Source organism: Enterobacter chuandaensis (genome assembly GCF_003594915.1).
Classification (GTDB): domain Bacteria; phylum Pseudomonadota; class Gammaproteobacteria; order Enterobacterales; family Enterobacteriaceae; genus Enterobacter; species Enterobacter chuandaensis.
Genome location: NZ_QZCS01000006.1, coordinates 297,119 through 318,936, shown reverse-complemented (window position 1 = coordinate 318,936; position 21,818 = coordinate 297,119). Strand labels below are relative to the sequence as shown.

General features: G+C 59.6%; 18 protein-coding genes and 1 pseudogene. 9 read left to right on the top strand and 10 right to left on the bottom strand.

The genetic code is table 11. The features are described 5' to 3' along the window. Positions 1-97: 97 nt before the first annotated feature. Positions 98-1,630 (bottom strand): methyl-accepting chemotaxis protein, encoded by a 1,533-nt coding sequence (locus D5066_RS12695; protein WP_119916145.1) that lies wholly within the window; start codon positions 1,628-1,630, stop codon positions 98-100. Positions 1,631-2,203: 573 nt separating this feature from the next. Here D5066_RS12695 and D5066_RS23345 point away from each other — a divergent pair. Together D5066_RS23345 and D5066_RS12690 are read left to right on the top strand one after the other, a co-directional pair. After that, positions 2,204-2,323, top strand: a pseudogene (locus D5066_RS23345) (STM2901 family protein); the annotation flags it as partial. 5 nt (positions 2,324-2,328) lie between these two features. Further along, a complete protein-coding gene (locus tag D5066_RS12690; RefSeq protein WP_119916144.1) occupies positions 2,329-2,661 on the top strand; it encodes a DUF1493 family protein in 333 nt (110 codons plus the stop codon). Between the two features lie 336 nt (positions 2,662-2,997). On the opposite strand, the gene D5066_RS12680 is transcribed toward D5066_RS12690, so the two are convergent. The 3 genes from D5066_RS12680 to D5066_RS12670 all read right to left on the bottom strand — a co-directional run bounded on the left by D5066_RS12680 (position 2,998) and on the right by D5066_RS12670 (position 5,734). Then, the gene (locus tag D5066_RS12680) at positions 2,998-3,339 is read right to left on the bottom strand and encodes a hypothetical protein (RefSeq protein WP_119916143.1); all 342 of its coding nucleotides are present in this window, start codon (positions 3,337-3,339) and stop codon (positions 2,998-3,000) included. 188 nt (positions 3,340-3,527) lie between these two features. Beyond that, the gene (trpS, locus tag D5066_RS12675) at positions 3,528-4,529 is read right to left on the bottom strand and encodes a tryptophan--tRNA ligase (RefSeq protein WP_119916142.1); all 1,002 of its coding nucleotides are present in this window, start codon (positions 4,527-4,529) and stop codon (positions 3,528-3,530) included. Between the two features lie 194 nt (positions 4,530-4,723). After that, on the bottom strand, positions 4,724-5,734 hold the full coding sequence (locus tag D5066_RS12670) for a LacI family DNA-binding transcriptional regulator (protein ID WP_119916141.1): 1,011 nt from the start codon (positions 5,732-5,734) through the stop codon (positions 4,724-4,726). 185 nt (positions 5,735-5,919) lie between these two features. On the opposite strand from D5066_RS12670, the gene D5066_RS12665 reads away from it, so the two are divergent. Next, positions 5,920-7,008, top strand: coding sequence for a cellulase family glycosylhydrolase (locus D5066_RS12665; protein WP_119916140.1), 1,089 nt, complete (start codon positions 5,920-5,922; stop codon positions 7,006-7,008). Between the two features lie 50 nt (positions 7,009-7,058). Beyond that, complete coding sequence (locus tag D5066_RS12660; protein WP_119916139.1) at positions 7,059-8,480, top strand: MFS transporter; 1,422 nt, start codon at positions 7,059-7,061, stop codon at positions 8,478-8,480. Here D5066_RS12660 and D5066_RS12655 read toward each other — a convergent pair. From D5066_RS12655 to D5066_RS12640, 4 genes are read right to left on the bottom strand one after another with little or no spacing between them, the layout of a single operon-like run. Further along, complete coding sequence (locus D5066_RS12655; protein WP_119916138.1) at positions 8,443-9,264, bottom strand: alpha/beta fold hydrolase; 822 nt, start codon at positions 9,262-9,264, stop codon at positions 8,443-8,445. The two genes, D5066_RS12660 and D5066_RS12655, sit on opposite strands and share 38 nt — an antisense overlap. A 30-nt stretch (positions 9,265-9,294) precedes the next feature. After that, positions 9,295-10,914 (bottom strand): MFS transporter, encoded by a 1,620-nt coding sequence (locus D5066_RS12650; RefSeq protein WP_119916137.1) that lies wholly within the window; start codon positions 10,912-10,914, stop codon positions 9,295-9,297. Then, positions 10,911-11,318 (bottom strand): DoxX family protein, encoded by a 408-nt coding sequence (locus tag D5066_RS12645; RefSeq protein WP_119916136.1) that lies wholly within the window; start codon positions 11,316-11,318, stop codon positions 10,911-10,913. Before D5066_RS12645 ends, D5066_RS12650 begins: the two co-directional genes overlap by 4 nt. Then, on the bottom strand, positions 11,318-13,189 hold the full coding sequence (locus tag D5066_RS12640) for an amidohydrolase (RefSeq protein WP_119916135.1): 1,872 nt from the start codon (positions 13,187-13,189) through the stop codon (positions 11,318-11,320). Before D5066_RS12640 ends, D5066_RS12645 begins: the two co-directional genes overlap by 1 nt. Before the next feature lie 218 nt (positions 13,190-13,407). Here D5066_RS12640 and D5066_RS12635 point away from each other — a divergent pair, with 218 nt between their 5' ends. From D5066_RS12635 to D5066_RS12615, 5 genes are all read left to right on the top strand, one after another. Beyond that, a complete protein-coding gene (locus D5066_RS12635; protein WP_028015361.1) occupies positions 13,408-14,094 on the top strand; it encodes a hydrolase in 687 nt (228 codons plus the stop codon). Positions 14,095-14,155: 61 nt separating this feature from the next. Beyond that, complete coding sequence (locus D5066_RS12630; RefSeq protein ID WP_119916134.1) at positions 14,156-14,377, top strand: DUF1427 family protein; 222 nt, start codon at positions 14,156-14,158, stop codon at positions 14,375-14,377. Further along, positions 14,374-14,634, top strand: coding sequence for a XapX domain-containing protein (locus tag D5066_RS12625; RefSeq protein WP_080328903.1), 261 nt, complete (start codon positions 14,374-14,376; stop codon positions 14,632-14,634). Before D5066_RS12630 ends, D5066_RS12625 begins: the two co-directional genes overlap by 4 nt. A gap of 23 nt (positions 14,635-14,657) precedes the next feature. After that, positions 14,658-15,038: a response regulator transcription factor gene (locus tag D5066_RS12620; protein WP_047646549.1), complete on the top strand. Its 381-nt coding sequence runs from the start codon at positions 14,658-14,660 to the stop codon at positions 15,036-15,038. A gap of 9 nt (positions 15,039-15,047) precedes the next feature. Beyond that, positions 15,048-20,630 (top strand): trifunctional serine/threonine-protein kinase/ATP-binding protein/sensor histidine kinase, encoded by a 5,583-nt coding sequence (locus tag D5066_RS12615; RefSeq protein ID WP_119916133.1) that lies wholly within the window; start codon positions 15,048-15,050, stop codon positions 20,628-20,630. A gap of 3 nt (positions 20,631-20,633) precedes the next feature. Here the strand turns inward: D5066_RS12615 and D5066_RS12610 are convergent, their stop codons facing one another. After that, the gene (locus D5066_RS12610; RefSeq protein ID WP_119916132.1) at positions 20,634-21,251 is read right to left on the bottom strand and encodes a response regulator transcription factor; all 618 of its coding nucleotides are present in this window, start codon (positions 21,249-21,251) and stop codon (positions 20,634-20,636) included. 179 nt (positions 21,252-21,430) lie between these two features. Continuing rightward, entirely contained in the window at positions 21,431-21,817 is a 387-nt protein-coding gene (locus D5066_RS12605; RefSeq protein ID WP_119916131.1) for a VOC family protein, read from the bottom strand. Position 21,818: the final 1 nt, after the last annotated feature.

Sequence of the window (21,818 nt, the reverse complement as noted above, 5' to 3'; positions counted from 1 at the left end):
ACCGATTGGTTAATTTCGGCCTGAAAATTACAGGGGCATGAATACATGCCGGTATGGGGACTCCCGCCGGCATGATGTCAGTTATGTCTGAAAAGCGCTAACCGCCAAAGACAGCAATGGCTTTTTGCAGCCGTGTTGCACGCGACGTGAGGTTCTCCGCCGATCCGGTGACCGTTTCCACCATGCTGGTGTTATGGCTTGTCATATTGCCGATACGGGAAATGGCGTCGTTGATCAAACCCAGCGCTTGCGTCTGCTCCTGAGTGGCATGGCCGATTTCATTAATGAGAGACGACATTTTCAGGACGCTACCAATCATTTCGGTCAGGTGCGCTTCGGTATGTTTGACGCGTTCTACACCTGAATTAACGCTGGCAACGTTTTTCTCAATCAGGGTCTTAATTTCTCTGGCCGCAGTGGCTGAATGCAGGGCAAGGTTACGCACCTCGGTTGCGACTACGGTAAAGCCGCGTCCTGCGTCTCCGGCTCGCGCGGCTTCAACCGCTGCGTTCAGGGCAAGAATATTGGTCTGAAAAGCGATGCGGTCGATGACGCTGATAATATCGACGATCTGGTTATTATCGCTGGAGACAGACTGCATCATATCTATCGTCTCTTTGAGCATCGCTTCGCCATTCTGCGCGCTCAGGCTGGTCTGCTCGGCCATTACCATGACTTCGCCAGCCGTTTCAGCCGTCTGCTGTACGGCGCTGGTAATTTCTTCAACAGAGGCCGCCGTTTGCTGCAGTGCGTCGCTGGTCTCCTCCGAACGCACCTGCAGAGCATCGCCTTCGGAGGAGACCTTTTGACTAATCTCGCTGATCCCCTCTATTTGCGTGCTGACATCATCGACCAGAGAGTTAAGATTTAAACCGGACTGATTCACCAGCCTCATCATCATTCCGATATTGTCCACTCGGTCGAAATGAATATAGTCAGCCTTTCGCCCGGATACGACCCGCTGCATCTGGCTCACGACAGTATTCAGGGGGCGGCTAATCTGCACATGCAGATACAGTGCAAGCAAAGAAAAGAGAACCACCAGCCCCACCGCATGCAGCGTCTGGTGATTGAGAAATAACAGCCCCAGCGAGAGACAAAAGGTGGCGATAACGGCGGCATTGATTCTGGCCGGTGTGCTCATCCGTTTAAAGAGAGACAAAAAGGAAAAGGCACCGCGGTGAATCAGTAATCCTTTGTAGAAGCGGTGTCTTTTCAGCTGATTGTCTCTGGCTTTTTTATACAGTTTTTCCGCAGTTGCGATCTCTTCACGCTTCGCCATGTGGCGTACAGAGATGTAACCCGTGAGGGTATCATTATTGTAGACCGGCGTGACGTTAGCTCTGACCCAGTAATGATCGCCATTCTGACGGCGGTTTTTGACCATTCCCGTCCATGATTGTCCCTGCTGGAGCGTAAACCACATATCGGCAAAAGCTGCGGAGGGCATATCAGGGTGACGAATCAGGTTATGGGGCTTATTCTGCAGGAATTCCTCTTCATAGCCGCTGGCGTCAATGAATGCGGAATTAGCATAGGTAATGTGACTCTTCCTGTCGGTGGTGGACATCAACGTCATGCGCTCACCGATAAAATATTCTTTTTGTGTTACTGGTCCGTTATCTCGCATAGGCCGTTCTGCATTCTGAGTGAAAGGGCAAGGTACAAGGTGGGAAGAGCGTTCCCTTCCTTTTCACCTTTAATCGGAGATTTTTCGATTAAGATAAATTAATTGTTCTTATTTAAGCCGGGTATGTGCAGATACAGGCAGGCGTTTTGGAATGCGGCGCTATGAAAAATAATTAAGGTATAAATCGGGAGCTGCCAGGGGGTTATTTGGCAAAATAGTTCAATAACCGACGTGTTATCAACTCTTTGAACCTCTTTTTTATCGCGCTCTTTTTCTTATACTTTTTATTGTGGTGAATCCCCCTATGCGGTGGGGCATAATTTATTGGTTAACGTCATTATGCGGGCTTTGCTCACCGGGAGGCACCCGGCACCACAGTTCTTTTTGCAGTGTTTATCTAATTAGATTCTGCGGGAATGATTATAGTTTTTTAATATCATATTTATGAATGATAATGACGAATGATTATGCTCGGATGAATGTTTGTTTTTTTTTGAAAAACAAGCTACATCTCTCAAAATAAATTTTTATCAGATTTTATTATCTCTTCCTGGAGCAATCCTCGGAGGAAGAATGGACACAACCGAAGAACTAAATGGAACGTATTTTTATGCTGGAAGAACAAATCTTACCGCTGGTGGCCTTTTCTTTATGATTTACTGTGAGTCAATTGCCGATCATTTTGGTAACGACAAACTATGGTAGAGAATATTGAGCAGCGCATCTACGCCTTAGCAATACGCTATAACGGCGTTTATCTGGTAAATAACGAAGAGAAGCAAAGATTACTGAATGCAAAAACTGATTTGGATACTGACATGCAGCTTGATGTCACTGAAGCAGAAGATTTAATGGAAGAGTTTTTTAAAGAATTGGATGTTGATAGAGGAAAGTTTAACATAAACACCTACTATCCTGATGAGCCTTTTTCATGGAATCCATTCAAAAAATTCCCTGTGATGATGGTTCCAGATTTCACCATTGGAATGCTTATCGAATCCGCAAAAGCGGGCAAATGGTTATACGACTAAAATGCAAGGAGCAATAGAATGGCCGTACCTGTACATCTTTTTTTAACTAATGACGGCGGCACAATGATTTGTGGTTCCTGTGACGTTGCAGACAGGGAAGAAAGTATTGAGCTAAGAGGATTACAACATAACCTCAGCCTGCCAACCGAGGTTGTCCGGGGACGGGGCATATGGAAGAGGTGGCGTTTAATTATGAGAAGATTACTCATTTATACAAGGACGGTAACTTGTTAGCGCACGATGCGTGGAATGAACGCCCAACCTCTGGCGCTGCTGCATAACGTTATATGAACTTGCCCGCCAGCGTTTCGTATGCGCGGGCAGGGATGATCATTACTAATCTCTTTTCATAAATGATGGCCTAAACATCATAAAAATAACCCAGGCAAACATCCCAATAATCTTCATCGGCCAGGGTTCTAACACATCCAGGCACACAATTGCGCCAATCACTAATAGCGGCCCTCCTGCCAGCTCAACTATCCCTCCTAAAAAATGTAACTTATGAGGCAGTACCCGATTAAGTAATGTCGTAATAAGCTGTGCACTTCCTAATATGATTGCTATTGCGATTGTACGGTCCACCCAGTTATCAAAACTAACCAAAGAAATGAGGCATGTAGCCAGTACATAACCACAAAATAATATATTCTGCATGTAAATAATAAACTTGCTCATAGCATTTGCCGAGACGGTTAAAAAATAAAGAGTCTATGAATATAGCGCTCTCAACAGAATGACAAACAACAATGGCTAATAATGCATTTAAGAATTTATTGCGCCTTGCTTATTTCCACAATAATCGAGTTAGCGGCTTCATGCCTATCCCAGGCACTCCACCGCTAACTCTCCCTTAACTCACACTCTCAAAACACCGGCACCCCCAGCCCAACCTTCACCTCCCTCAACGTCTCCTGCGTCACCCCCTGCGCCCGTTCGGTCCCGCGCTTAAGCATCGTCATCAGCTCCCCTTTATCCTGCATGTACATCGCCCTGCGCTCCCGCATCGGCGCAATCAGTTCCTGCAAACACCCCTCCAGCTCGTTCTTACATACCCGGTCTCCAAGCCCGCCCGCCTGATAGTGCGCCTTCATCGCCGCCATTTTCTCCTTGTCCGGATGAAACGCGTCGAGATACGTAAACACCACGTTCCCCTCAATCTGCCCCGGGTCGCTCACCTTCAGGTGGTTCGGGTCGGTGTACATGGCGCTCACCGCACAGTGAATGGTCTCTTCGCTGGCCGACAGGTGCAGCGTGTTGCCCAGCGATTTCGACATCTTGGCGCTGCCGTCGATGCCGGGCAGGCGGCTGGTGTCGCTCAGCATCGCCCTGCAGTGGCGCAGCACCGGGGCGGGCAGCAGGCTGTTCATCTTGTGCACAATCTCGTTGGTCTGCTCAATCATCGGCAGCTGATCGTCGCCGACGGGCACGCACTCGGCCTTAAACGCGGTGATGTCCGCCGCCTGGCTGATGGGGTAGGCCATAAACCCGACCGGCAGCGAGCGGGCGAAGCCTTTCTGCGCAATCTCGTTTTTCACCGTCGGGTTACGCTCCACGCGGGCGACGGTGACGATGTTCATATACAGCATCGTCAGCTCGGCGAGGGCGGGCAGGGCAGATTGCAGGCAGATCGTGGTCAGGTTCGGGTCGATGCCAGCGGCGAGGTAGTCGGCCAGCACTTCGGGGATGTTGTCGCGGATCTTCTGCGGGTTGCTGCCGTTGTCGGTCAGCCCCTGCAGGTCGGCAATCAGCACAAACTGGTTGTGCGTCTGCTGGAGCGCCACTCGCTGGCGCAGCGATCCGACGAAGTGGCCGAGGTGCAGCGGGCCGGTTGGGCGGTCGCCGGTGAGGATGGTTTGCTTGTTCATAAAGACTCCTTAACGTTGTAATGCCGAAAGGGGTCTTAAATGTGAGAAAGCCGCCTTTCGGCGGCTATCTGAAAATGGGGAAAACTACTCCGTGCCGCCTTTAAGAAGGCAGCCACCAGCGTTTAACGGTGAGTACGGCGGAGCGTGTGTTCATCGGATTAACCTATCATGCGAAAGCGCAGGGGTAAAGCGGCTCAGGCGCCGCTGCTTGAGGCGCGCACCTTCAGCCTGCCCGCCAGCGTCACGTGCGTGGCGGCATCTTCCTGATTACACAGGTACTCCACCGCCAGCCGTCCCAGCTCGCTGTAGGGCAGCTGGATACTGGTCAGCGGCGGGGTGAGCTGCTCGGAAATCTTCTGGTCGTCGTAGCCCGCCAGCAGCATGTCCTGCGGGATGCGCACGCCGTTCACCGCCAGCGCCTGATAGCAGCCTATCGCCAGCCAGTCGCTGGCGCAGAAGATGGCGTCCGGGCGCTCGGCCAGTTCCAGCAGAGAAGTAGTGGCGGTAAAGGACTCGCTGAACTGCCAGTTGGTCTGGCGCACCTGGCTGTCGTCGCACGCCAGTCCGGCCTGCTGCAGCGCCGCCCGGTAGCCCGCCAGACGCTGGCGCGAGGCCTCCATCCAGCTCTCGCCGGTGATGTGGGCGATGCGCGTGGCCCCGCAGGCGATGAGGTGTTTAGTGACCTGGAAAGCGTTGGCGTAGTCGTCCGGGATAAACGACGGTAGCAGCGGCGAGCCGGGGTCGCGCTGGTTAAGCAGCACCAGCGGGATACGGGTGCAGTCCTGGAACGCCGTCATGTCGACCAGCGTAGTGACCGGAGACGCGAGAATAATCCCGATGCAGTTGCGCTTCTCCAGCTGGCGGATGATGTTCAGCGCCAGCTCGATGTCGTCACCGTAGTCGTAGACGGTGAGCAGGGTCTCGTTGCGCCACGCGGCTTCCCGCGCCTGGCTAATGGCGTCGATAAACGGGTCGAAGCTCTGCATGGAGCTGACCAGCAGGGCGATCTCTTCCTGGTTGCGCGGGGCGTGAACGGCGGGGAGGCGGTCGTAGCCGAGTTCGGTGGCCACGTTAATCACCCGCTGGCGGGTGTCGTCGCTGAGCTTGATGTTGCGGGACTGGTTAAGCACCAGCGATACCGTCGCCTGCGACACCCCTGCCGCCCGCGCAATATCGTTCATCGTCACTTTCGTTTTTCGCTTCATCCATCCTCTCCCTTTCGCGATTTCGCATCATACCCTAACCGCACGCTTTAGCGCCGTCGATCACGTTTCTCATTCATCGAAGCGTGAACTTTGTGAGAGCCGTCGCTTTTCTGAGCGCTGTGATTTGCGCATTTATCCCGCAACTAATATTTATTAGCTAAATATTATCAGTAAGAGGACGCGTAATGAAAGAGCAGTGGAGCAGGGAGCAGGCACAGGCGTGGTATCAGCAAAAAGGCTGGCTGTGCGGGTTTAACTATCTGCCGTCGACGGCGGTGAACTGGACCGATATCTGGCAGGAAGAGACCTTCGATGCCGCCACCATCGATCGCGAGCTGGGCTGGGCGGCGGACGCGGGCTACAACACCCTGCGCATCAACCTGCCGTTTATCGTCTGGGAGCACGACCGCGACGGGCTGATGGCGCGTATCGACCGCTTTTTGACGATTGCCGACGGCCACGGGTTCAGCACCATGCTGACCCTGATGGACGACTGCGGCTTCTCCGGCGACGAACCGTACCTTGGCCCGCAGAAGCCGCCCGTGCCGGGCAAGCACAACAGCCAGGCGGCGGCGAGCCCGGGGCGCGACAAGGTGTGCGATCCGGACTGCTGGCCGCAAATTGAGTGCTATATCCGCGATGTTGTCCGCCAGTTCCGCGACGATAAGCGCGTGCTGCTGTGGGATCTGTACAACGAGCCGGGCAACCGCGGCATTTTCGCGACCGGCACGCAGGAGGTGCAGTACGACGCGAAGCTGGAGACCTGCGCCCACGCGCTGATGAAGCTCGCGTTCCAGTGGGTGCGTGAAGAAGATCCGACCCAGCCGCTCACCGTCTGCGCGTGGCGTCTGCCGCCGGAAGAGGAGGGCGAAACGTTCTTCCGGCATCCGCTGGACCAGACCGCGCTGGCGCTCTCGGACGTGGTGAGCTTCCACGCCTACACCCACACCGGGCGGATGACGGCGATGATCCAGCAGCTGCAACAGCTTGGTCGGCCGCTGTTCTGCACCGAATGGCTGGCGCGCCACGTGGGCAGCACCATCGAAGAGCAGCTCCCGCTGATGTACGCGGCGAAGGTCGCGCCGTACCAGTGGGGGCTTGTGCGCGGCAAAACCCAGACGTGGCTGCCGTGGCCGGTGGTGATGAAGGAGTCCACGGACTACTGCCGCCTCTGGTTCCACGACGTGTTTGAGGAGAACGGCATTCCATTCTCGCGCCGTGAAATCGCATTAATGCAGCAGCTGCGCAAGATCGCCCCGAAAGTTCAGGGCTAATAATATCGACCCGGCGGACCACCGCCGGGCAACCAGGCAGGCATATAACAATGGCAATGACAATGAAAATACCGTCTCGCGAGTTGTGGTCTTATTTTGGCTATGGTTTAGGTCAGTGTTTTAGCTTTGGTTTAGTGGGTTCGTTTATTAACTATTTTTACACCGACGTGCTGGGGATCTCGGCGCTGGCGGCGAGCACCATCTTCCTGATTGCCCGCGCGTGGGACGCGGTTCACGATCCGCTGTTTGCCAGCATTATGGACACCATTAACAGCCGGTTCGGCAAGTTTCGCCACTTTTTGCTCATCGCGCCGCTGCTGATCACCGGCGTCACGCTGCTGTCGTTCTATAAAATCGAAGCGGACATGACCACCAAAATCCTCTACGCCGGGGTGACGTATATCCTGTGGGGGACGCTGTACGCCATCTCCGATATCCCGTTCTGGTCGATGTCGTCGGTGATGACCAACGACTCCGCCCAGCGCACCCGCGCGGTGACGGCGGCGATGCTCGGGGTGAACGCGGGCATTGCCTGCGCCAACATCTTCTTCCCGAAGCTGGCGGCGTTCTTCGCCCAGTACAGCAACGATAAAGGCTACTTTATGGCGGCGCTGGTGATGATGCTGGTGGGCCTGCCGCTGATGCTCAACGGCTTTATGCAGATCAAAGAGCGCGTGCCGCCGAGCCCGGAGAAGGTGACCATCCGCGACACCTTCCACAACCTGCGCCAGAACAAGCCGCTGTTTATCGTCCTGCTGTCGTTCTTCTTCTGCGTGTTCCATAACGTGGCGGGCGGTCTCTATATCTACTTCTTTATCAATAACCTGGGCGACGGCAGCCTGCAGATGGCGATTGGCGTGATGGGAATAGTGGCGGCGGTGCTGTGCCTGATCGCCCCGATGCTGACGCGCCGGATGCAGAAGCGGAAGCTGTTTATGATCCTCTGCGGGCTGGACGTGGCGGTGCGTGTGGTGATGTGGTTTGTCGGGTATCAGCAGGTGACGATGCTGTTCATTCTGCTCGGCCTGAGCACGCTCTTCGTGATGATGACCAACATCCTCACCTCGTCGATGATTGCCGACACCATCGAGTACGCAGAGTACCACACGAACAAGCGCTGCGCGGCGATCACCTTCTCCGGGCAGACCTTTACTGGCAAGATGTCGGTGGCGGTAGGCGGCGGGTTAATCGGCGTGTTTCTGACGACGATCGGCTACGTGCCGCAGGCGCAAATTCAGAGTGAGGGCGTGCTGTCGGGGCTGTTCTTCGGGATTTGCCTGCTGCCGGCGATAGGGTCGCTGATCCGCATGGGCTTTATGTCGCGCTTTACCTTTACCGAGGAGAAGCACGCGGAAATTTGTCGGCTGCTGGCGGACCGGAACGCGTCTGCGAAAGCGCCGGGTGGCGGCTGCGCCTTACCCGGCCTGGAAAAAATTACAGCGACTTCACAAACGCCAGCAGATCTTCGTTGAGCTGGTCCTGGTGGGTCAGCGCGAAGCCGTGCGGGGCGTTGTCGTACACCTTCAGCGTGGCGTTTTTGATCATCTCTGCCGCCAGCTTGCCGGTGCTTTCAAACGGCACGATCTGGTCGTTGCTGCCGTGGATCACCAGCGTCGGCACGTCGATTTTCGCCATATCCGGGCGGAAGTCGGTTTCGCCGAAGGCGGTCACGCAGTCGATGGTGCCCTTCAGTGATGCTAGCAGAGCGATGTTCAGCGTCTGGGTGAGGGCACCGGCAGAGACGGTCTGCCCGGCGTTAGTACCGTAGAACGGGGTGGCGAAGTCGCTGATGAACTGGGCGCGATCTTTACGCAGCCCGTCGCGAATGCCGTCGAACACGCTCTGATCCACGCCCTGCGGGAAGGAGTCGGATTTGCCGAAGATCGGCGTCACCGCGCCCAGCAGCGCCAGACCGGCCACGCGCGCGCTGCCGTAGTTGTTGATGTAGCGGGTCACGTCGCCGCCGCCCATGGAGAAGCCCACCAGCGTTATGTCCTGCAGATCCAGGGTGGTGATCAGGTCGTTGATGTCGGACGCAAAGGTATCGTAGTCGTAGCCGTTCCACGGCTGATCCGAGCGGCCAAAGCCGCGACGGTCAAAAGCGATGGCGCGGAAGCCGCGCTCCGCCAGGTAGTTCAGCTGGCTGTCCCACATGTCGCCGTCCAGCGGCCAGCCGTGGCTGAAGAGAACCGGTTTGCCCGCGCCGCAGTCTTTGTAGTAAATCTGCGTGCCGTCTTTTGCCTTAAACGTTGCCATAGTGTGTTCCTGTACAGGTGATGGTTATGGTTATACCGGCGCGACCAGATAGCGAATTGCCGGTGATGTTGTGCCCTGATGAAAAGCCAGAACGCGGCTCTGCAGCAGGAGGTCATTCATGGTGTGGCGTTCCTGCTGGCGCAGATGCTCAATCCACGAGCCCATCAGAAAGGTCTCGATAAAAAGACCGGGGCGCTCAATATCCTCGTACACCGCCCAGCTCATTGCCCCGGCGCGGCGACGCACCCGACGCAGCTCGTGCACCGCCTCCAGGAAGGCTTTCGCGTTCTGCGGGTCGATAATGTACTCGTGCGACACCAGCACCGGGCCGCGCTCGTTCGGCAGCTCGATCTCCACGCCGTCCAGCGGCTGGCCGCTCAGGTCGAGATTTAAATCAGGATCTTTCTCCAGCTTCCAGCGGAACACCGTCGCGCTTGCCAGCACCATCCCCAGCGTGGCGACCACCAGCGAGGTTGGGGTGCCAAACTGCGAGGCGATTTGCCCCCAGATGGCGCTCCCCGTGGTCATCGAGCCGAAGAACACCGTCAGGTAGACCGCCAGCGCGCGGGCCTTCACCCAACGGGCGGCGCTGCGCTGCGCGCCGAGGTTCAGCGTTGAAAGCACTGCAATCCACGCGAAGCCGGTGAAGAACTCAAACAGGTTGAGCAGCCAGACGTGGCGCACAAACGCCAGCGCCAGCATGGTGAGGGCGAAGGTCAGGCTGGCGGCCACCATCAGGCGGTCGGCGTTCAGCCGCTGGCGCAGGCGCGGCAGCAGGATCGCCCCGGCAATCGCCCCCAGGCCAATGCACGCCAGCATTACGCCGTAGCCCGCCGGGCCTAAGCCCAGCTCGCGGCGCGCCACCAGCGGCAGAAGCGCCCAGCCCGCGCTGCCGAAAACGAAGAAGGCCACGGTGCGCACCAGCACGTTGCGCAGCACCGGCGCGGCGTGCACGTAGCGAATCCCGGAGCGCACCGCCGAGAAGAAGTGCTCCGGCGGCAGGCGCTGCACGGACGGCGCCGGACGCCAGCGCCACAGCACCCACGCCACGCCGACCACGGAGAGCGCGTTCAGGGCAAACACCATCCACGGCCCGGCGAGCGACAGCAAAAAGCCGCCCAGCGCGGGGCCAATCGCCCGGCTGATGTTCACCCCCAGCGAGTTCAGCGCCACGGCGGCGCCCAGCTCCGGCTTGCTCACCAGATCGGGCACCACGGCCTGGAACGGCGGCGAGCTCATCGCCGCGCCCACGCTCAGCAGAAACGTCGCCACCAGCAGAACGGTAGGGGTAACGTGTCCGGTGAAGGAGAGCACCGTCAGTACGGCGGCGGCGATGAACACCCACAGCTGGGAGAAGAGCAGGTATTTACGTCGGTCGACAATGTCTGCCATCACCCCGGACGGCAGGGCGAAGAGGAACATCGGCAGGCTGCTGGCCGCCTGTACCAGCGCGATATCCAAAGGATCGGCGCTCAGGGTCAGCATGCTCCAGTTGATGCCGACGTCGCTCATCCATGAGCCGACGTTAGAGACCACCGTGGCGATCCACAGCATGCGGAACACCGGCTGGCTCAGCGGCTGCCAGGGCGAAACCGTCGGTGCGGGCGTCGTCTCGACGTGTGCGTCGCGAACGTCGTTAACCTGGGTCATGCGAACCTCTCCGCTGCCTTACGCTGCAGCCGCCACTGGCCCGGCCCGGTGAGGGCGAGGGTGGTGAAGATAATCAGCAGCAGCCAGCCAAACTGCCCTTCGGCAATCGACCAGTTCGGGTGGACCGCCAGCATCGCCACCAGCAGCACGGCGATAATCGGCAGGCACGCCAGGCGGGTGTAGACGCCCGCAATGATAAACAGCGGGCAGATCACCTCGGCGACAATCGCCGGGATCAGGCTCGCGTAAGGCCCGAAGCCGAACGGATCTTCAATGCGCGTCAGCTCTTCGCTGAAGTGCAGCACCTTCGGCAGGCCGTGCACGTACAGCAACAGCAGGCTGCCGGTGAGGCGCAGGAAAAACAGCCCCAGGTCGAGCCGGGGCGGGGTAAAGGTGTTTTTCATCAGAATGCAAAGCAGCTGCAGCCCAGCGCCCCCCAGAAAGCGTTATCGTCGGACACCGGCATCTCTGACGTGCGGGCGAAATCATGCTGGTGGCTGTGAACCCCGCACGGTCCGCTGCAGTGGTGGATAGGGCTCATGCCGACGCGTGCGGCCTGCGGCGGCGCGCTGCGGTAGTGGCCCGGCACTTTTACCACCGGGGACCACTCGGGCAGAACCGGAATGGCCGGCGGCGCGAGCGGGCCAAAGCTGCCTGCGGCGTAAACGATATCGCCGTTCACCACCGTCAGGACGGACTCAATGCCCTTGATCTCCTCTTCCGGCACGCGGAAATAGTCTTTGCTCAGCACCGCCAGGTCGGCGAGCTGGCCGACTTTGATCTGCCCCTTCTGGTTTTGTTCGCTGGAGAACCACGCGCTGCCCTGGGTCCAGAGCATCAGGGCGGTGTCGCGGTCCAGACGGGCGCTGTGGTCGTACATCTGCATCCCGCCGACGGTACGGCCGGAGACCAGCCAGTAGAGCGCGGTCCACGGGTTGTAGCTCGCCACGCGGGTGGCATCCGTTCCTAAGCCCACCGGCACGCCGGTCTCGAGCATTTTCGCCACCGGCGGCGTATGGCGGGTGGCTTCGATGCCGTAACGCTCGGCAAAGTATTCGCCCTGGAAGGCCATGCGGTGCTGCACGGCAATACCGCCGCCGAGCGCTTTGATGCGGTCGATGTTGGCCTGGGTAACAGTTTCGGCGTGGTCGAAGAACCAGTGCAGGCCGTTGAACGGAATATCGCGGTTAACTTTTTCGAACACGTCCAGCATGCGGCTGATGGATTCGTTGTAGGTAGCGTGGAGGCGGAACGGCCAGCGGTGCTCCACAAGGTGGCGCACCACGCGCTCCAGCTCGTCCTCCATGCCCGGCGCGAGGTCCGGGCGCGGCTCGAGGAAGTCTTCAAAATCGGCGGCGGAGAAGACCAGCATCTCGCCCGCGCCGTTATGGCGGAAGAAGTCGCTGCCCTGGCCCGGCGTGAGCATGTCGGTCCATTTCTCAAAGTCTTCCAGCTCGTGGCCCGGACGCTGGGTAAACAGGTTGTAGGCGATGCGGATGGTCATCTGCTTTTTCTCGTGCAGCTCGGCAATCACCTCGTAATCTTCCGGGTAGTTCTGGAAGCCGCCGCCCGCGTCGATGGCGCTGGTCAGCCCCAAACGGTTCAGCTCGCGCATGAACTGGCGGGTGGAGTTAACTTGCTGCTCCAGCGGCAGCTTCGGCCCTTTTGCCAGCGTAGAGTACAAAATCATGGCGTTCGGACGGGCGATCAGCATCCCGGTCGGGTTGCCGTTGGCGTCGCGCTGGATCTCACCCCCCGGCGGGTTCGGCGTGTCCCTGGTGTAGCCGACCACCTTCAGCGCGGCGCGGTTGAGCAGGGCGCGGTCGTACAGGTGCAGGATGAAGACCGGGGTGTCCGGCGCGGCGTCGTTGATTTCGTCGAGGGTCGGCATGCGGCGTTCGGCAAACTGGAACTCGCTCCAGCCGCCTACCACGCGCACCCACTGGGGCGACGGCGTGCGCAGGGCTTGTTCTTTCAGCATCCGCAGAGCGTCGGCCAGGGACGGCACGCCTTCCCAGCGCAGCTCGAGGTTGTAGTTCAGCCCGCCGCGAATGAGGTGCAGGTGCGAGTCGTTCAGGCCGGGGATAGCGGTGTGGCCTTTTAAGTCGACCACTTTGGTGCCGTCGCAGTGGTGCTGCATCACCTCGGCGACGGTGCCCACTTCCAGAAATTTTCCGTCGCGCACGGCAACGGCTTCCGCGACAGGATTCTCGCGATCGACGGTGTGAAACTGGCCGTTAACCAGAATAAGATCGGCTTTACCGAGGGTAACCATAAACTGCTCCAGACTGAGAGGGGAATGGTCAGGATTATGGGAACCGGTTTCGGCAAAGATCCAGTTATACAATAGGATAGGTATACCAAAGTATAACTATACCTAAGGTTAACTATACGAAGAGATAATTACGCGCAAAGACGGAAAACCGCAGGATGAGGGTGATTTTATCGTCGCGGCGCTCGCGGCGATTTCACCCTTAACCACTGGAAAATGCTATGACCTCTTCAAAGCTCGAAGTGTTAACCCCTGCGAACTGTCAGGTAATCTTTATCGATCACCAGCCTCAGATGGCGTTTGGCGTGCAGTCGATTGACCGCCAGGTGCTGAAAAACAACACCGTGGCGCTGGCGAAAGCGGCGAAAGTGTTCAACATCCCGACCATCATCACCACCGTTGAGACCGAAAGCTTCTCCGGTAATACCTATCCGGAGCTGCTGGACGTGTTCCCGGGCCAGGACATTCTGGAGCGTACCTCCATGAACTCCTGGGATGACCAGAAGGTGCGCGACGCGCTGAAGGCCAACGGCAAGAAGAAGGTGGTGGTGGCCGGTCTGTGGACCGAAGTGTGCAACAACAGCTTTGCCCTGTGCGCGATGCTGGAAGGCGACTACGAAATTTATATGGTGGCGGATGCCTCCGGCGGCACCTCCAAAGAAGCCCACGACTTCGCCATGCAGCGCATGATCCAGGCGGGCGTGATCCCGGTGACCTGGCAGCAGGTGATGCTGGAGTGGCAGCGCGACTGGGCGCGTAAAGAAACCTACACCGCGGTGATGGATATCGTGCGCGAGCACTCCGGCGCGTACGGCATGGGCGTGGATTACGCCTACACCATGGTGCACAAAGCGCCGTCTCGCCAGAAGAGCGAGCACCGCACCTTAGCGCCGGTCCCGGCTCGCTAAGTTCCGCTGGCGGGCTGGTCCCTCATCCGGCTCGCCGCTGCCTCTTTCTCTGGAGTTCACAATGAGTACAGGGCTGATATCCCTTGCGGCTGGCGTGTTGATTGGCCTGATGTATGCCGGGCTGAAGGTGCGCTCCCCCGCGCCGCCCGCGCTGGCGCTGATTGGCCTGCTCGGGATGCTGGCGGGTGAACAGGCGACGCGCCATTTGTTATCCCGCGACGGCGCGCCCCCTCCTCAGGTGACCGTTCCGCAGGCTAAATCGCAGACGGGAGCGACCTCATGAAAGCATGGATAATTTCGCTGGTGTGCGGCGTGGGTGCTGGGGTAATTTACGCTCTGCTCGACGTCCATTCCCCGGCGCCGCCGGTTGTCGCCCTGCTTGGCCTGTTTGGCATGCTGGTGGGCGAACAGCTCATCCCGGTGGGACGGCGTTTATTGAGTCGCGAACCGCTTACCCTCGCCTGGTTTCGTCACGAATGCGTGCCGAAAATCAGCGGCACGGCGCCGCCTGCGCCCGTGAAGGACGATCGCGACGTTTAATGATTTGTTAGAGGAAAGACAGCATGACGCTGCCGTGGCGCATTGCCATCATTGATGACGAACGTTCCGTCCGCAGCGGGCTGAGTAATCTCCTGGAGTCGGAGGGCTATGCCGCCGATACGTTTGATTCGGCAGAGGTGTTTCTGAGCCATCCGCTCGCCCTGTCCGGCGCGGCGCTGGTGATCGCCGATATCAAGCTGCGGGGCATGAGCGGCCTAGAGCTGTTTGACAAGCTGCGGCTGCTGGCCGTCCCGCCTCCGCCCGTGATCTTTATCTCCGGTCATGCTGATGAAAATATGCAGCGGTACGCTCTTAATCTCGGCGCCGCTGCATTTTTGCGTAAGCCTATTAACATCGATATTCTGCTGGATCATATTCAGCGGGAGCTGGCCCGCCGACAATAAGGATCGCGGATGAACGAATACGAGCAGCCTGCATTCTGGCCCGCCCAGGGGAATCTTCACCAGGGGCGGGTTTTTGTCCTTAAAGAGGATGTGATTTTTACCGTGCTGGCGCAGGAGGGCGGTATCGCCTGGATGCACGCGCGACATCCTCACTCCGGCGGCTCGTTCATTATCGCCACCGCGGTGAGCGACGAAGAGGAAGAGCGGGCCACGCGGCTGCTGAAAAACGAGTTTGCGCTGCGTGACGTGCTGCAGGACAGCTGGGCCATCCGCGCCGTTGCCTCCACCCAGTACCGGGGGCGCTTCGCGCTGGTGTACGCCCCGTTTGCGTTTGAGCTGCTGGCGCGGCGCGCGGGCAGGGCGATCTCGGGGATCGCGCGCTTTATCGAGATGGCGATCCAGATCTGCGTTCCCCTGCGCCAGATGCACCTGCAAAACCTGATCCACGGCGATATCAAGCCCGGATCGATTTTTGTTCATCAGGATGGCTCCTGCCGTCTGGGCAGCTTTGGCCTCTCCTGTAGCCTCTCCGGTGCCTTCTCCCAGACCCGGCTTGCCGTTTCAGGCGGTACACCCGCGTACATGTCGCCGGAACACACCACCCGCACCCAGCGTCCCGTCGACGGCCGCAGCGATCTCTACAGCCTCGGCATGGTGCTGTATGAACTCCTGACCGGACGCCTGCCGTTTGAGCTGGGGGAGGACGATCAGACCAACTGGGCGCACTACCATATTGCCTCCGCGCCGCTGGCCCCGGACGCGATCCGCCCGGATGTGCCGGGCATGCTGTCGACCATCATCCTCAAGCTGCTGGAAAAGCACCCCGATAACCGCTACCAGACGGTCGACGGGCTGATTGCCGACCTCCGCCGATGCCAGGCGACGCTGACCTGCGAGGGCGAGATCGTCGCCTTTATCCCCGGCCAGCAGGACCGCACCCCGGCGATCCATCTGGCGGACTCTCTGTTCGCGACGCATCCGCAGGCGAATGACGTCATTGCCGCGTTTGAGCGGGTGAGGCAGAACCTGGTGCCGGAGCTGGTGACGATCGGCGGGCCGTCGGGGATCGGCAAATCCTCAATTATCGCGACGGCGCTCAAAACGCTGCAGCAGCGTAAGGTGCTGCTGGCGGTGGGCAAAGTGGATCAGTTTTCGCCGTCGCTGCCCTACGGCGTATTAAGCTCCGCATTCCGCAGCCTGACGCTGCACCTGCTGGGGCTGCCCGCAGAGGACGTGGCGAAGTGGAAAATCCGCCTGTCGCGTGCCCTGGAGGGGCACGAGGCGCTGGCCGTCAGCCTGGTGCCCGAGCTGGGCCTGCTGCTTGAAAGCAAGCCGCGCTTCTCGGCGGATACGTTTTCCATTGATGCCCGGGCGCGCTTCAGCCATATGGTGCTGGCGCTGGTAAAAACCTTTGCTTCTCAGGGCTGCCCGCTGGTGCTGGTGCTCGACGATCTCCAGTGGAGCGATGCGGCCAGCCTGCATACGCTCAAATATCTGCTGATGAACTGCGGCGCTGTTCCGCTGCTGGTGGTCGTGGCCCGCCGGGATATCAGCTCCGTGTCTGACGACGCCCTGCAGGCGCAGCTGGCAGGCCTGCCGGAGGCGGCGCAAAACGCGAGCGAGATTGTCCCGCAGGCGCTTTCCGTGAAAGCGGTGGCGCGCTGGCTGGCGACGGTATTTCGCACCCGCAGCGCGGCGACGACCGACCTCGCCACGCTAATCCACGAGAAGACGGGCGGCAACCCGCTCTTTGTGCACGAGTTTTTCCGCCGCATCGTCGACGACGGGCTGGTGGTGCATAACAAATATCAGGACAAGTGGCACTACGATCTGCAGGCGATCCGCGCCCGACACTACACCGAAAACGTCGTCACCCTGGTGCTGGAGCAGCTTGAAGAGCTGCCCGACGAGACGCGCCGCCTGCTGGGCAGCCTCGCCTGCCTCGGCGGCACGGGCGAGATGGAGATGATCTGCCGCGTGGTCAGCATGTCGATGGCGGAAATGCGCTATGCGCTGCACCCGGCGGTGATGGCCCAGCTCATCGTGCTGACGGAAAAAGAGTACGCCTTCACCCACGACCGGGTGCAGGAGGCGGCCTTTGCGATGCTGGATCGGCATGAGAAAAGCCATCTTCACCTGACCACCGCCAGCCTGCTGGCCGACGCCGCGCGTCAGGCCGCGGGGAACGAGCTGCTGTTCCGCGCTGTTCACCACGTCACGGCCGCGCTGGACAGCATCCAGCCCGCGCCACAGCGGCAGATGTTCCGCGAGCTGAGCCTGCTGGCCGCGCGACGGGCGAAGCGCTCGGGGGATTATCGTTCGGCGCTGAGCTATATCCAGACCGCCAGAGCACTGGGCAATGCCGGGCCGGTGTCAGACTTTATGCTTGATATCGAAGAGGCGGGCTGTGAGTTTGCGCTGGGGCATCTGGAGCGGACCCGCGAGTTGTGTGACGCCATTCTCGGCTGCCCCGGCGGGCTGACCGAAAAGGCGCTGGCGGCGAACCTGCTGGTGGAGGTGTACATTCGCCAGTCGGACAGCCGTCTGGCGCTGGAGGCGGCGCTCTGCTGGCTGGGGATTTTTGGTATTCAGATTGGACGCCACCCGGAAGACGTCGACTGCGACGAGGCCTGGGAACACTTCTGCAACCGCACGGCCGACGCGCCGCAAAGCCTTTTTGTCCAGCTGTCGCGGATGGATAACCCGGAAACCGAAGCGGTGATGAACCTGCTCTACAGCGCTAGCATTTGCGCCAGCTTCATCTGCCCGCGCCTGCACTTTTTGCTGCTCTGCCGCATGATGCACCTGACCCTCGACCACGGAATTACCGGCGCCTCCACCACGGCGATGGCCTGGTTTGGCGTGCTGATTGGCCAGCGCTACGCCGAGTACCGCCTCGGGTTTCAGTACGGCACGCTGGCCCGCGAGCTGGTCAATCGCCACGGCTACGACGCCTTCGAAGCCAAAACCCTGCTACCGCTCGACCAGCTCAGCGTCTGGACCCAGCCTTTATCGTTTACCATCGAGTGCGCGAAGGCCTGCTTCACCTCAGCGGTGACCCACGGGGATATGACGATGGCCTGCTTTGCGGCCTGCCATCAGGTGATTAACTTCCTTTCGCGGGGCGATCACCTGGACGGGGTGCTGACCAGCATCGATCGCGGCCTGGCGTTTGTGCGTAAAACCCACTTCCAGGACGTGGAGACCATTTTGATGCTCCAGCGTACCTACGTGGAGTTTTTGCGCACGCCGGTCATCGGCACGTGGACCGCGTCGCAGGTGCTGCCGGAGGCGCTGCTTCCCGCCTCACCGGAGCAGGCGCCGGAGCAGACCTCCACCATGCTCTTCTGGTACTGGCTCTACCGCGGCATGGCGCACTTTACCTGCGGCGAATATGCCGACGCGCAGGCGGATCTCGAGATGGCGGGCTGGTACGCGTGGTCCGCGCCGGGGCACATCCATCTGCTGGATTACCATCTCTACAGCGCGCTGGCGCTGTCACGTCAGCTGACGCCAGAGACCTTCTCGGCCAATCACCGCCGCAGCATTCACGCCCACTACGATAAAATCGCCCTCTGGGCGCGCATTAATCCCGGCACGTTCGCGGATAAAGAGGCGCTGATCTACGCCGAAATCGTGCGTCTGGACGGGATGAACAGCATCGCGCTTGAGCAGTACGAGAAAGCGGTCCGGCTCTCCCGTGAGGGGGGTTTTAACCCGATCAATGCCCTGGCCCACGAGCTGGCGGGCCGCTTTGCGCTGGCCTGCGGCTATCCGACCGCCTCGGACGCGCACTTCCGCGGCTCGATTGCCGCCTGGGGCCGCGCGGGCGCGCAGGCCAAGGTGCGCCAGCTGGAGCAGGATTTCCCGCATCTGCTGGCCTCCGGGCAGGCCAGCGCCTACGACACGGTGGCCTTCGCCCAGAATGAGACGATCCGCGATCTGCAGAGCGTGATCAAAGCTTCCCGCGCGCTGTCGGAAGAGATCAACCTTGAGCGCCTGATCGAAAACCTGATGACCATCCTGCTCGAACGCGCCGGGGCGCAGCGCGGCCTGCTGCTGCGCGTGAGCGAGAGCCTCATTCCGGAGATTGAGGCCAGCGCCTGGACCAGTACGGAGGGCGTACGGGTGCGGATCCTGAAAGACGTGCCGACGGCCACCGACCTGCCGCTGTCGGTGCTGGCGGCGGTGATCCGCACCGGGCAAGAGATCCGCACCGGCAGGCCGGAGGAGTTTCATCCCTTCAGCCAGGACCCTTATCTGGTGACCTCAGGGGCGGCAGTCATGTGCGTCCCGATGTTCAAACAGGCGCGGCTGGTGGGCGTGCTCTACCTCGAAAATCGCCTGATGCCGGAGGTCTTCACCGCCGAGCACTCGCGCGTGGTAAGCCTGCTGGGGGCGCAGGCCGCGGTCTCCCTGGAGACGGCGCGGCTCTACGCCGAGCTGCTGGCGGAGAACATTCAGCGCCGCCGGGTGGAGAAAGAGCTGCGCGCCAGCCAGACCTCGTTGATGCTGGGCGAGCAGATCAGCCACACCGGCAGCTGGCGCTGGGAGCTGGAGCAGGATCTGATGTTTGTCTCGGAAGAGTACGCCCGCATTCTCGGCCTGCCCGAGCAGCAAAAGATGATCTCCATGGCGGAGTTTTTGACCTTCGTCCATGAGGACGATTACGGGCGCATCAGCGCCATCGTCACTGAGAGCGTGCGCGACGGGCTCTCCATGCGCGCGGAGTTTCGGGTTAAGCGTACCGACGGCTCAACCCGATACATCCTCGGGATTGGCGATCCGGTCGGGGTGGGCAGCGAGGTGAACGAGTATTACGGCATTATCACCGACATCACCAGCCAGCGCGCCGCGGAGGATGCCATGCGGGTCGCGCAGGCGGATCTGGCGCGCGTTTCCCGCGCCACCACCGTCGGGCAGCTGACCTCCTCCATCGCCCACGAGATCAACCAGCCGCTGATGTCGATCGTCTCGAACGCCGGTGCGAGCCTGCGCTGGCTCAGCCGCGAGCCCGCCCGGCTGGATAAAGTGCGGGAGGGGCTGGAGGAGATCGCTGCGGAAGGCGCGCGTGCGGGGGAGATCATTCGCAGCATCCAGTCCCTGACCCGCAAGCAGGATCCCACCTTCTCGCGCATCGATATGCACTACCTGATCCACCATATCATCACGCTTTCGCGCAGCGAGCTGGAGCAGAGACACATTAGCGTTGATTATCTGTTAAAGGCGCAGGACAGCTTTATCACCGGCGACAGCGTGCAGATCCAGCAGGTGCTGCTGAATCTGGTGATGAACGCGGTAGAGGCGATGGCCGAGGTGAAGGATCGCGCCAGCATCATTACTCTCAGCACCGCCAACGCGGAAGGGAAAGTGATCGTTGAGATCGCCGATACTGGCAGCGGCATCGAGCCCGAGCGGCTGGAGCAGATATTTGACTCGTTTTACTCCACCAAGCCGCAGGGGATGGGGATGGGGCTGACCATCAGCGCCAGCATCATCGAGCGCCACTGTGGGAAGCTGAGCGCGCGCCGCCGCGATCCGCACGGCACCGTGTTTGCTTTTGCGCTGCCGCTGGCGGCGCAGGAAGGGTAAACGTTACTCCGCAGGCTGGCTTTTGGTCAGGCGCTCGACGGCCCTGACCAGCTCCGCCACGGAGCGCACCTGCATTTTCTCCATCACGCGGCGACGGTGCACCTTCACCGTGATCTCGCTGACGCCCAGCTCGGCGGCAATCTGCTTGTTGAGCTTGCCGCTGATGGCAAGTTCAAGCACCTCGTGCTCGCGCGGCGTAAGGGACAGATGGCGCTGCTTCAGGGCGTAGTGCTCTTTATTGCGCTCGGCGTTGTTTTCCGCCAGCTGCAGCGCGGATTCAATGGCGTCGATAAGCGCGGCGGATTCAACGGGCTTGGTGAGAAATTCGTACGCGCCGCCTTTGATGGCGCGCACCGACATCGGGATGGTGCCGTGACCGGTGAGAAAAATAATCGGGATCTCGCGCCCGCTGTCCTTGAGCGCGTCAGCCACCTCAAATCCTGAGATGGCGGGCATCTGCATATCGAGGATCACGCACGACGGCAGATCCTCAAACCGGTGTTGAAGAAACGTTTCTGCTGATGAAAAGCCGATGGCGTTTAAGTCTGCCGATTCAAGCAGCCCGATTACGGACTGCCTGACGGCGTCATCGTCATAAACCACATACACAATGTGTTCCATTCACCGCCCCGGTGCTGATTTAAATGTCGAGGATACAAACAGTCACTACGGCTACGTAAGAGACTGTTTATGCTGACTTTCATCTTAACACATTAAATATCATTATCATTTAACAATATGATAACCATATGAAGTATAGCGAGCCGGGGCGGGGGCGGTGAAGGAACGAAACGCTGTTTTTATGCACCGACAAGCTCAATGCGGTTGCCGTCCGGGTCCGCGAGCACCGCTTCATAGAAGCCGTCCCCGGTCATGCGCGGGGCGCTGAGCAGGGAGCCGTTTATCTGCGCCCGCTCGGCCATGCTGTCCACTTTTGCCTTGCTGCCGACATTGATGGCGATATGCGCCCAGCCGACAAACTCCGGGTGCGACGGGGCGTCGGGCAGGTCCGGCAGCGTCATCAGCTCAAGGGTCGGCCCGTCATCCAGGGTAATAAAGTGGGATTCAAACCCCGGACGGTTTTTGCTGACGTAGCGTTCGTTACTGCGGCCATTAAACACCGTTTCCCAGAACTGAACCTGGGCCTCAAGGCAGCGGGTCCAGAGTGCGACATGTGCAATATTCATT